Source organism: Corynebacterium sp. HMSC056F09 (genome assembly GCF_001815785.1).
Lineage (GTDB): Bacteria > Actinomycetota > Actinomycetes > Mycobacteriales > Mycobacteriaceae > Corynebacterium > Corynebacterium hiratae.
On the sequence record NZ_KV821948.1, the window covers coordinates 145,399 to 154,203 of the forward strand.

16 protein-coding genes are annotated in these 8,805 nt (G+C 62.5%); 6 read left to right on the top strand and 10 right to left on the bottom strand.

Going from position 1 to position 8,805, the window contains the following annotated elements:
- Nucleotides 1–2: 2 nt before the first annotated feature.
- The 10 genes from rpmC to rpsJ are packed head-to-tail and all read right to left on the bottom strand — an operon-like array spanning nt 3 to nt 4,887.
- A complete protein-coding gene (gene rpmC, locus HMPREF3056_RS09635; protein WP_046648476.1) occupies nt 3–233 on the bottom strand; it encodes a 50S ribosomal protein L29 in 231 nt (76 codons plus the stop codon).
- Complete coding sequence (rplP, locus tag HMPREF3056_RS09640) at nt 233–649, bottom strand: 50S ribosomal protein L16 (RefSeq protein ID WP_010189643.1); 417 nt, start codon at nt 647–649, stop codon at nt 233–235. The genes rpmC and rplP overlap by 1 nt, the downstream gene beginning before the upstream one ends.
- Before the next feature lie 3 nt (nt 650–652).
- Nucleotides 653–1,399 carry a 30S ribosomal protein S3 gene (rpsC, locus tag HMPREF3056_RS09645; RefSeq protein ID WP_049157353.1) on the bottom strand — a complete coding sequence of 249 codons (747 nt, stop codon included), beginning with the start codon at nt 1,397–1,399 and terminating at the stop codon, nt 653–655.
- On the bottom strand, nt 1,399–1,761 hold the full coding sequence (gene rplV, locus HMPREF3056_RS09650; protein ID WP_010189645.1) for a 50S ribosomal protein L22: 363 nt from the start codon (nt 1,759–1,761) through the stop codon (nt 1,399–1,401). The genes rpsC and rplV overlap by 1 nt, the downstream gene beginning before the upstream one ends.
- A 3-nt stretch (nt 1,762–1,764) precedes the next feature.
- Nucleotides 1,765–2,043 (bottom strand): 30S ribosomal protein S19, encoded by a 279-nt coding sequence (gene rpsS / locus HMPREF3056_RS09655; RefSeq protein ID WP_010189646.1) that lies wholly within the window; start codon nt 2,041–2,043, stop codon nt 1,765–1,767.
- A gap of 13 nt (nt 2,044–2,056) precedes the next feature.
- The gene (gene rplB, locus HMPREF3056_RS09660; protein ID WP_070754655.1) at nt 2,057–2,893 is read right to left on the bottom strand and encodes a 50S ribosomal protein L2; all 837 of its coding nucleotides are present in this window, start codon (nt 2,891–2,893) and stop codon (nt 2,057–2,059) included.
- 35 nt (nt 2,894–2,928) lie between these two features.
- Nucleotides 2,929–3,231 carry a 50S ribosomal protein L23 gene (gene rplW / locus HMPREF3056_RS09665; RefSeq protein WP_046648478.1) on the bottom strand — a complete coding sequence of 101 codons (303 nt, stop codon included), beginning with the start codon at nt 3,229–3,231 and terminating at the stop codon, nt 2,929–2,931.
- On the bottom strand, nt 3,231–3,893 hold the full coding sequence (rplD, locus tag HMPREF3056_RS09670; RefSeq protein WP_010189650.1) for a 50S ribosomal protein L4: 663 nt from the start codon (nt 3,891–3,893) through the stop codon (nt 3,231–3,233). Before rplD ends, rplW begins: the two co-directional genes overlap by 1 nt.
- The gene (gene rplC / locus HMPREF3056_RS09675) at nt 3,890–4,546 is read right to left on the bottom strand and encodes a 50S ribosomal protein L3 (protein WP_046648479.1); all 657 of its coding nucleotides are present in this window, start codon (nt 4,544–4,546) and stop codon (nt 3,890–3,892) included. The genes rplD and rplC overlap by 4 nt, the downstream gene beginning before the upstream one ends.
- A 35-nt stretch (nt 4,547–4,581) precedes the next feature.
- Nucleotides 4,582–4,887, bottom strand: a complete 306-nt coding sequence (gene rpsJ, locus HMPREF3056_RS09680) for a 30S ribosomal protein S10 (protein WP_003848085.1) — start codon at nt 4,885–4,887, stop codon at nt 4,582–4,584.
- A gap of 648 nt (nt 4,888–5,535) precedes the next feature.
- On the opposite strand from rpsJ, the gene HMPREF3056_RS09685 reads away from it, so the two are divergent.
- From HMPREF3056_RS09685 to HMPREF3056_RS09710, 6 genes are read left to right on the top strand one after another with little or no spacing between them, the layout of a single operon-like run.
- Complete coding sequence (locus HMPREF3056_RS09685; protein ID WP_046648480.1) at nt 5,536–6,033, top strand: Asp23/Gls24 family envelope stress response protein; 498 nt, start codon at nt 5,536–5,538, stop codon at nt 6,031–6,033.
- Between the two features lies 1 nt (nt 6,034).
- The gene (locus HMPREF3056_RS09690; protein ID WP_070754656.1) at nt 6,035–6,340 is read left to right on the top strand and encodes a hypothetical protein; all 306 of its coding nucleotides are present in this window, start codon (nt 6,035–6,037) and stop codon (nt 6,338–6,340) included.
- A 32-nt stretch (nt 6,341–6,372) separates the two neighbouring features.
- Nucleotides 6,373–6,567, top strand: a complete 195-nt coding sequence (locus HMPREF3056_RS09695; RefSeq protein WP_010189668.1) for a hypothetical protein — start codon at nt 6,373–6,375, stop codon at nt 6,565–6,567.
- Nucleotides 6,567–7,454, top strand: coding sequence for an Asp23/Gls24 family envelope stress response protein (locus tag HMPREF3056_RS09700; RefSeq protein WP_246822506.1), 888 nt, complete (start codon nt 6,567–6,569; stop codon nt 7,452–7,454). Before HMPREF3056_RS09695 ends, HMPREF3056_RS09700 begins: the two co-directional genes overlap by 1 nt.
- Nucleotides 7,447–8,025, top strand: coding sequence for a DUF6286 domain-containing protein (locus tag HMPREF3056_RS09705; protein ID WP_070754657.1), 579 nt, complete (start codon nt 7,447–7,449; stop codon nt 8,023–8,025). Before HMPREF3056_RS09700 ends, HMPREF3056_RS09705 begins: the two co-directional genes overlap by 8 nt.
- A complete protein-coding gene (locus tag HMPREF3056_RS09710) occupies nt 8,018–8,584 on the top strand; it encodes an Asp23/Gls24 family envelope stress response protein (protein ID WP_070680607.1) in 567 nt (188 codons plus the stop codon). Before HMPREF3056_RS09705 ends, HMPREF3056_RS09710 begins: the two co-directional genes overlap by 8 nt.
- Nucleotides 8,585–8,805 lie beyond the last annotated feature (221 nt).

Genomic DNA, 8,805 nt, shown 5'->3' on the forward strand with positions numbered 1-8,805 from the left:
GATTAAGCCTCAGCTCCCGGAGCAACGGACAGGCCCAGCTCGCGCTCGCGCAGAACGGTGTAGATGCGGGCAATGTCGCGCTTAACCGTGCCGATGCGGCGGTTGTTGGTCAGCTGGCCGGTGGCCTTCTGGAAACGAAGGTTGAAGAGCTCTTCCTTCGCGTCCTTCAGGCGGTTCTCCAGCTCAGCATTGTCGAGCTCGCGGAACTCGTGGGCGGGGGTACCGTTAGCCATTAGAACTGGTCCTCCTTCTTGATGATGCGGACCTTGCACGGAAGCTTCTGACCAGCGCGGCGCAGGGCCTCGATGGCGGTAGCCTCGTTCGGGTAGGTCATCTCGAAGAGGATGCGGCCCGGCTTAACGTTGGCAACCCACTTCTCGACGGGACCCTTACCGGAACCCATACGCACGCCGAGCGGCTTCTGGGTCAGCGGACGGTCCGGGAAGATGTTGATCCACACCTTGCCACCACGCTTGACGTGGCGGTTGATGGCAATACGTGCGGCCTCAATCTGGCGGTTGGTGATGTACGCCGGCTCGAGAGCCTGGATGGCGTAGTCACCGAAGTTGATGCGGTTACCGCCCTTGGACACACCCGAGCGGGTCGGGCGGTGCTGACGACGGTACTTGACGCGCTTAGGAATCAGCATGGATTAGCCCTCCTGCTTCTGCTGTGCGCGCTGGCGACGCTGGCCACCACGACGCGGACGACCGTTGCGGTCACCGCGGCCACGGCCCTGCGCCGGAGCGTTCAGTTCGGACTCGCGGACGCCACCGACAACGTCACCCTTGTAGATCCACACCTTGATGCCAATGCGGCCGAAGGTGGTGTGGGCCTCTGCGGTGCCGTAGTCGATCTCGGCGCGAAGGGTGTGCAGCGGAACGCGACCCTCGTGGTAGCGCTCGGTGCGGGACATCTCAGCGCCGCCCAGACGACCAGCCAGGAGGATCTTAATACCCTTAACCTGCGGCTGGCGCATAGCGGACTGGATGGCCTTGCGCATTGCGCGGCGGAAAGCCACGCGGTTAACCAGCTGCTCAGCGATGGACTGTGCAACCAGGTTTGCGTTGGCGTCGACCTGCTTGACCTCGAGGATGTTGAGGGCGACCATCTTGCCGGTGAGCTTCTCCAGCTCGCGGCGGATGCGGTCAGCCTCAGCACCGCGGCGGCCAATCACGATGCCCGGGCGGGCGGTGTGAATGTCCACGCGGACGCGGTCGCGGGTGCGCTCGATGACGACGTCGGCGATGCCGGCGCGGTCGAGGCCCTTCTCCAGGTACTCGCGGATCTTGATGTCTTCGGCTACGTAATTTGCGTAGTCCTTATCGGCGTACCAGTGGGTCTTCCAGTCGGAAGTGATGCCCAAACGTAGGCCGTGAGGATGGATCTTCTGGCCCATTACTTGGCCCCTTCCTTCTGGCTCTCGACAACCACGGTGATGTGGCTGGTGCGCTTACGAATCATGAATGCGCGGCCCTGTGCGCGCGGCTGGAAACGACGCATGGTCGGACCCTCGTTGGCGTATGCCTCGGAGATGACCAGGGTGCGCGGATCCAGACCGAAGTTGTTCTCAGCGTTGGCAGCTGCGGATGCAACAACCTTGGCAACCGGCTCAGCGGCGCCCTGCGGAGCGTACTTCAGGATTGCAAGTGCCTCGGCTACGGACTTACCGCGGACCAGGTCGATGACGCGGCGTGCCTTCATCGGGGTAACGCGGACGTAGCGAGCCGTTGCGGATGCGGAGGTGATGGTGTCACTCATCGCTTATCGACGTCCCTTCTTGTCGTCCTTAACGTGACCCTTAAAGGTCTTGGTGGGTGCGAACTCACCGAGCTTGTGACCAACCATGGAGTCCTCGACGAACACCGGGACATGCTTACGACCGTCGTGGACGGCGAAGGTGTGACCGATGAAGTCGGGCAGGATGGTGGAGCGGCGAGACCAGGTCTTGATGACCTGCTTGGTGCCGGCCTCGTTCTGAGCATCAACCTTGTTGAGGAGGTGCTCATCGACGAACGGGCCCTTCTTAAGGCTGCGTGGCATTGTTTACCTCCTCTTAGCGCTTCTTGTTCGGGCGACGACGGCGCACGATCATGTTGTTCGAGTAACGGTTCGGGTTGCGGGTGCGGCCCTCCTTGTGGCCCCACGGCGACACCGGGTGGCGACCACCCGAGGTCTTACCCTCACCACCACCGTGCGGGTGGTCGACCGGGTTCATAACGACACCGCGGACGGTCGGGCGGACGCCCTTCCAACGCATACGGCCGGCCTTGCCCCAACGGATGTTCATCTGGTCAGCGTTGCCAACCTCACCGACGGTGGCGCGGCAACGGATGTCGACGCGACGAATCTCGGAGGACGGCATACGCAGGATGGCGTACTTGCCTTCCTTACCCAGCAGCTGGATGGAGGCACCAGCGGAGCGAGCCAGCTTAGCGCCAGCGCCCGGCTTGAGCTCCACAGCGTGGATGGTGGTACCGGTCGGGATGTTGCGCAGCGGCAGGTTGTTGCCAACCTTGATATCTGCGTTCGGACCAGCCTCAACGATGGTGCCCTGCTTCAGGCCCTTCGGGGCGATGATGTAGCGCTTCTCGCCGTCTGCGTAGTGCAGGAGGGCGATGTTAGCGGTACGGTTCGGGTCGTACTCGATGTGAGCGACCTTTGCAGGGATGCCGTCCTTGTCGGTACGGCGGAAGTCGATGAGACGGTAACGGCGCTTGTGGCCACCGCCGATGTGGCGGGTGGGGATGCGGCCGTAGTTGTTACGACCACCAGTCTTGCTCAGCGGGCGCAGCAGGGACTTCTCCGGGGTCGAGCGAGTGATTTCCTCGAACTCAGACACGGAGGATGCGCGGCGACCCGGAGTTGTCGGCTTGTACTTACGAATAGCCATAATTCTTCCTTTTCCTTTCGGCTCTTCGGTGGGGCTTAAGCGCCTGCGCCGAAGACGTCGATGGAGTCGCTGCCTTCACGGAGCGTCACGTAGGCGCGCTTGGTGGACTTACGCTGACCGAAGCCGGTGCGGGTGCGCTTACGCTTGCCTGCACGGTTCACGGTGTTCACGGAAGCAACCTTCACGCCGAAGATCTGCTCGACGGCATCTTTAATCTGGGTCTTGTTGGAGTCCGTGGAGACGTAGAACGTGTAGACGTTCTGCTCCATCAGGCCGTAGGACTTCTCGGACACAACCGGTGCGATGATGACGTCGCGCGGGTTAGCGAGCTTAGCCATTACTTCTCCTCCTTAGCTTCCTCGGCGGCGCCGGTAGCGCGCTCGACGAAGGTGTGCAGAGCCTCAACGGAGAACACAACGTCGTCCGAGTAGAGGACGTCGTAGGTGTTCAGCTGGCCGGCATCCAGGATCTGGACGTTCGGCAGGTTGTTGGCGCTGCGGCGAGCATTGATGTCCTCGCGGCCGATGACCAGAAGAACATTCTTGCGGTCGGTGAGGCGCTCGATGAAAGCCTTGGCCTGCTTGGTGGACGGGGTCTGGCCCGGGACGAGCTCCTCGATGACGTGGATGCGCTCGTTGCGTGCACGGTCAGACAGTGCGCCGTAGAGAGCAGCCTTGATCATGCGCTTCGGGGTGCGCTGGGAGTAGTCGCGCGGAACCGGGCCATGCACGGTGCCACCGCCGGTGTAGTGCGGCGCACGGATGGAGCCCTGGCGGGCGCGGCCGGTGCCCTTCTGGCGGAACGGCTTGCGACCACCACCGCGGACCTCGCCGCGAGTCTTGGTCTTGTGGGTACCCTGACGAGCGGCAGCGAGCTGTGCGTTGACAACCTGGTGCATCAGAGCAATGGATGCCTCGGTGTCAAAGAGCTCGGCCGGCAACTCAACGGTGCCGTTGGTCTTACCGTCAGCGGTCTGGACGTCTAGCTTGAGGTTGCTCATGCGTGTGCACCGCCCTTCACTGCGGTCTTAACGGTGACGAGGCCACCGCGCGCACCCGGGATAGCACCCTTGATGAGCAGCAGGTTGGACTCGGCATCAATCTTCTGAATCTTCAGGTTCTGGGTGGTCACGCGGTCCTGGCCCATGCGGCCAGCCATGCGCTTACCCTTGAAGACGCGGCCCGGGAACGAAGCGCCACCAATGCCACCAACGCGGCGGTGGGCAGCCTGGTTACCGTGGGCAGCGCCCTGGCCTGCGAAGCCGTGGCGCTTCATGGCGCCAGCGTAGCCGTGACCCTTGGTGGTACCGGTGACGTCAACGAAGGTAACGCCCTCGAAGATGTCCACCTTGACCTCCTGGCCGACCTCGTATGCGGAGGTATCGTCCATGCGGATCTCAGCGACGTAACGGCGCGGGGTCACGCCAGCCTTCTTGAAGTGACCGGTTGCAGGCTTGTTGACCTTGCGCGGGTCCTTCTCGCCGAAGGCAATCTGGATGGCGTTGTAGCCATCGGTTTCTACAGTACGGATCTGGGTAACCACGCACGGGCCAGCCTCGACGACAGTCACCGGCACAACGCGGTTCTCCTCGTCGAAGACCTGGGTCATGCCGAGCTTGGTGCCCAGAATTCCCTTGATCTCGTTTTCACTCATTGTTTGTTCTCCACCAAATACGTTGTGTCGATCGCTTACTGGATATTCACGTCGACGCTTGCCGGAAGGTCGATGCGCATAAGGGCGTCAACGGTCTTCGGGGTCGGGTCGAGAATGTCGATGAGGCGCTTGTGAGTGCGCATCTCGAAGTGCTCGCGAGAGTCCTTGTACTTGTGCGGAGAACGAATAACGGCGTATACGTTCTTCTCGGTTGGGAGCGGCACCGGGCCGACAACACGAGCACCCGTACGGGTAACGGTCTCGACGATCTTCTTAGCAGAAGCGTCGATGGCCTCGTGGTCGTAGGCCTTCAGCCGAATGCGGATTTTTTGTCCCGCCACGCTTATCCTCTTCCTCGCTTCCCCACTTTCACATTCCCGGCCTATCCGGGGCGTGAAGCGGTGGGAAATTGCTTCTCGATTTCTCTATAACGTTGTCCGGGCTGGAAGCCATGGCTCAACGCCAGTTGTCTGACTGTCATGACGACCACGAGAGTGACTTAAGGCAAAAGCCCAGAGTGCAGTGCTCGTGACGGGGTACAAGACCCGTAGTCAAAGTAAATAGGAAGAAGACTGGGGCGTTAGATCTTAAAGATCCGCAACCAAAGTCTTATTCATATACTGCCGCTGTTTATTTGCCATGCCCCTTCTCCGGTCCATCTTCTCGGGATTGTCTCTGCTCAAGCGCGGACCTAGCCCGATCGGATGACCTTCGCGTGTAGTCCTAGAAGAACTCCACAACAAAGGTGTCATGTTCGCTTTACCAGCAACAACGCCCTACAAGCATCAGCCTGCGGCTACGTCGCTGTGTTAAAGCAACCCCTGTATTTAAGCACGTAACCTCGCGTTTTCCAAACTCCTGCAGAAACAGTGGGTAACATCACGTTTTGGCCAAGGATTGACTTTCCGCCGCCCCGTGTTCCGCGTTCGCGGTTAAGCTCGTGGCGTAGATACAGACCTAAATCAACTACACAGTGAGAGGGATCCATCATGGCTGAAAACACCACCCCCAAGGACGTCGCCGAGCAGACCGCCCCGGCTAACGACGCCACCCCGGCCCCTGCCCCGGAGCGTAACAAGAACCTGGAGACCGATTTTGGCACCACCCGCATCGATGATGTCGTTGTGTCCAAGATCGCCGGCATCGCCGCCCGCGAGGTCTCCGGCGTCGCCGCGCTCGGCGGCGGTGGCGCCCGCATGATGGGCTCCATCCGTGAATCCTTCGGTGCTTCCGAGGACGTACGCCAGGGTGTTTCCGTCGAGGTGAACAACGGCACCGCCTCCATTGATATCGCTATCATCGCCGAGTACGGCGTGGCCATCCACGAGCTTGCCGAGGCTATTCGCCGCAACATCATGAATGCGGTCGAGCGCATGACCGGTCTGTCTGTCGATCGCGTCGACGTCGTCGTCCACGACGTCAAGCTGCCGCGCGAAGAAGACGAGTCCGCCGAAACGGCCCCGGCAGTTACCCAGGGCCAGGCATAACGTGACCTCTGCCGAGCTCACCCTCCCCATTGCCACGTCCATAGCGGAGTCGGTGACGGATCTGAGGGGCGTCGCCAAGCTTTCGCCCGGCCGGTTCGGGGAGGTCGCGCTGCTCTTCCCCGGTGAGCGCGTGCACGGCATCCGCCGCCCCAGCCCGCAGGATGACACGCACCTGGAGCTGCACATCGTCGTTGATGTCAGCGCTGGCGTTCCCCTCGCCGAGCTTGGCGACGCCACCCGCACCACCGTCCGCGTCACCTGGCCCGCGGTGCGCCGCGTGGACGTTGTCTTCGACGACGCGGTCTAAAAGGAACCGACACACAGAACTAAAGGAAAACCATGAAGAATTACACCTCCCTCGGCGTGATCGCCGGCTTGGTTCTGGCCTTTTTCATCTACCTCGGCGTGTGGTACGTCGCGCTCGCGGTGCTGCTCGCCGCAGTCGGTGGCGTGATTGGCGCGCATTTCGACGGCCGCATCGACCTCACTGCGGTATGGAAGGGCGTGGTCGGCCAGGATAGAGGCCGAGGCTAGTGAGCACCGCCAAACACGGCCGCACCCGCTTTTCTCTGCGCGCGATGGAGAAGGTTATTAACGCCGCCATTGCGAGCGTGCCGGGAACCGCGGCTGTCGACGCCAAACTAGCTGGCCTGGCCGGCCGCGCCTTTCCGCGCGTGATGGCGCAGATGGATCCGGATACGCAGATGGTCGCTGTCGACGTCGATATTGCCGTCTACTGGCCCTCCCCCGTCACCGACGTTGCGGCAGCCGTTCGCACGGCGATACGTGAGGCCGTGCGTGATTTCACCGGTTTCCGGACCACCCGCGTCAACGTCACCGTGGGTGGCGCCGTGGCAGGCGAACGCACGACTGCCTTGGCGGTCGAGACACGGGCGCCGCTGCAGGCGCAGATCCCCGCGATTGTGCCGGAGCGTGTCCTAAAGCCCATCACCACCGCGAACGGCGCGCCCGTGCGCCACATTACGGCCCCACGCGAGGCTACGGTACGTGCTGTGGCGGCACCGGAGGGACCGCGGGTGCGGGGTGTTGCCGCGCCATCCGAGGTTGCGGTTCGCACGGAAGGTTTCGGCCCTTCAGAGCAGCGCTACGACGAGCTTCGGCCAATTCGCACGCCAGCGCCGCGGCCGCTGCGTGCTATTGCTGACCCCGCACCCGTCAACGTTCGTTCGGTGGCGTCGCCCCAGGAATTCGCGTTGCGCCGCATCACTACTCCCCGCCCGGTCCAGCCGCGGCACGTGGACGTTCCACAGGCACCAGCGCTGCGCTCCCCGCACGCCGAGCCGCTCCAGCTGCGCCCGATTGAGATTCGCCCCTCGGCCCAGTTCACACGCCGGGTAGACGTTCCGCGCCCGACTCCGCTGCGCGCCATCACTATTAACGAAGGAGGCCATTATGAGTGAGAGCTCCCTGCCCGTTGGCTTTGGTCAACGCCCGAAGGCCTCCCCGCCGGCGCGCGGCTGGACCATCATCCTGGGCGTCGTCCTGCTCGTCGCCGCCGTGGTCGTGGGGCGTGAGGCCTGGGTCGTGGGTGCCGATGAGGGCGCTGCGTCGTGGTTGCAGCCGTTCATCGATGTGATGTCCTCCCCGGAGATCCACGGGTGGATGCTGGTGGCTGGCGGTGCGGCCATCCTCATCGGACTGATTTTGTTGTGGGCGGCATGTGCGCCGCGGAAGACGACGCACGTGCGGATTGGCTCCGAGGATGCGTCGATGTGGTTGCGCGCGGTGGACATTGCGCGGGTGGCGTCGGCAACGGCGCGTCGGGTGCCGGGAACCACGGCGGCGCGTAGTAGGGCGCGGATCTCTAAGGACCATGCGCGCATAACGGTGACTGCGACGGGCGATGCCGACGACGCGCAGCTTAAAGAGCGCGTAACTGAGGCAGTGACCGCGGCACTCGCGGCCATTACCCCGGCTCCGGACATCACCGTCGTGCTTGAGGATGAACAGGAGGAGATCGCTAATGTCTAAGGCGCTTGCCGGCGTGGACCGTACGATCCTTGCCATTGTGGGAGTCCTTCTCATTGCTCTGGGCGCGTGGCCGATTCTCATTCACTTCGACGTGTCTTTTGCCACCTACCTGGCAACGTGGGTTGACCACGACACATGGGCGGGCTTACCGGAGCAGGGCTGGTGGCCCTATGCGCTGGGCTTGGCGACGATTGTCTGCGCCCTAGCCGGTCTGTGGCTTGTGATCAGCAACCTGCGGCACCATCGGTTTAGCTCGGTCTCTTCGGAACAATCGAATGAGGAGGGCGCGATTAAAACTGAGATGTCCGCTATTGCAGGCGCGGTGGCGGATACCCTCGCTGAGGTTGAGGGCGTGGAGAAGGTCTCGCGGCTCGTCGCCTACGACCGCTCGCGGCCGACTCTGCAGTACGAGGTCCTGGCAGATCCCGATACCCCGTTGCTGCGAATCAAGGACGCCATCGAAGTCAACGACCGAGACTTCCGTGCCGCGTTCCCTGACGTGGATGTGGATACGCGATACAAGGTCCACTTCACGAAGGTGCGCAACGCGGTCCTCTAGATACCACCTACCCTGCTCACAAAACTACTCGCGAGCAGGGTTTTTCTTCTTCCGGTTGCGGGGTTGCGGGTGCTGGTTTAATCTTCGTGCCCATGGGGGATATCGACACCTACATCCGCCTTCGCAACTCGGGGATTGCGCTGGTGGAGCATATACCTGGCACACCCGAAAAGCTCCGCGCGCTCGGCGCCGACCCAGCCGACGCCACCGAACTCGCAGGC

Excerpts from the sequence above, each read along its gene's own strand:
- rpmC (WP_046648476.1), bottom strand. The coding sequence starts at position 233 with ATGGCTAACGGTACCCCCGCCCACGAGTTCCGCGAGCTCGACAATGCT.
- rplP (WP_010189643.1), bottom strand. The coding sequence starts at position 649 with ATGCTGATTCCTAAGCGCGTCAAGTACCGTCGTCAGCACCGCCCGACC.
- rpsC (WP_049157353.1), bottom strand. The coding sequence starts at position 1,399 with ATGGGCCAGAAGATCCATCCTCACGGCCTACGTTTGGGCATCACTTCC.
- rplV (WP_010189645.1), bottom strand. The coding sequence starts at position 1,761 with ATGAGTGACACCATCACCTCCGCATCCGCAACGGCTCGCTACGTCCGC.
- rpsS (WP_010189646.1), bottom strand. The coding sequence starts at position 2,043 with ATGCCACGCAGCCTTAAGAAGGGCCCGTTCGTCGATGAGCACCTCCTC.
- rplB (WP_070754655.1), bottom strand. The coding sequence starts at position 2,893 with ATGGCTATTCGTAAGTACAAGCCGACAACTCCGGGTCGCCGCGCATCC.
- rplW (WP_046648478.1), bottom strand. The coding sequence starts at position 3,231 with ATGGCTAAGCTCGCTAACCCGCGCGACGTCATCATCGCACCGGTTGTG.
- rplD (WP_010189650.1), bottom strand. The coding sequence starts at position 3,893 with ATGAGCAACCTCAAGCTAGACGTCCAGACCGCTGACGGTAAGACCAAC.
- rplC (WP_046648479.1), bottom strand. The coding sequence starts at position 4,546 with ATGAGTGAAAACGAGATCAAGGGAATTCTGGGCACCAAGCTCGGCATG.
- HMPREF3056_RS09685 (WP_046648480.1), top strand. The coding sequence starts at position 5,536 with ATGGCTGAAAACACCACCCCCAAGGACGTCGCCGAGCAGACCGCCCCG.
- HMPREF3056_RS09695 (WP_010189668.1), top strand. The coding sequence starts at position 6,373 with ATGAAGAATTACACCTCCCTCGGCGTGATCGCCGGCTTGGTTCTGGCC.
- HMPREF3056_RS09705 (WP_070754657.1), top strand. The coding sequence starts at position 7,447 with ATGAGTGAGAGCTCCCTGCCCGTTGGCTTTGGTCAACGCCCGAAGGCC.
- HMPREF3056_RS09710 (WP_070680607.1), top strand. The coding sequence starts at position 8,018 with ATGTCTAAGGCGCTTGCCGGCGTGGACCGTACGATCCTTGCCATTGTG.